The organism is Staphylococcus sp. EG-SA-2 (assembly GCF_017152085.1).
Window position 1 is genome coordinate 1 of the sequence record NZ_JACYHC010000266.1, and the last position, 458, is coordinate 458.

The 458-nt window shown below is 36.2% G+C and carries 1 protein-coding gene and 1 pseudogene; both read right to left on the minus strand.

Going from position 1 to position 458, the window contains the following annotated elements; genetic code table 11:
• On the minus strand, positions 1-314 hold a 314-nt coding region (locus IDG60_RS02600; protein ID WP_206160466.1), incomplete at its 3' end, for an alpha/beta hydrolase.
• A gap of 36 nt (positions 315-350) precedes the next feature.
• Positions 351-458 (minus strand): annotated as a pseudogene (locus tag IDG60_RS02605) (phosphatase PAP2 family protein); the annotation flags it as partial.

Consider the following 458-nt stretch of genomic DNA (forward strand, 5'->3'; position numbering starts at 1 on the left):
TGCGCCAATTTTAATGTCATTAATCCACCTAAAGACACACCCGTTGCACTGATAGATTCATAACCTTCATTGACTAAAAATTGGTAAGCTTTCTCAACTTCTTCCCACCAATCATCTACATTATATGTCATGAAATCTTTCAACAGTAAACCATGACCTGGATAATTCGGTGCATAACAACTAAATCCTTGGTCATTTAACTCAGCTGCAAGATGCTTCACATCCCGATTTGTACCTGTAAATGAATGTAATAATAATATCGCATGTCCATTTGTGCCTTTTAAATAAGATGGACTCGGTGTTTTAATTCTCATTTTTCTATATACCTCCACTATGTCTAAAGATGTTTGCTAAACGCGTTGTCGTCGATGATTAATAAAGTATGGGTATACCATTAAGAATAACGCTACCCAAATGATTGCTAGTGACGTGCCGCCAATGACATCTGAAAAGTAATG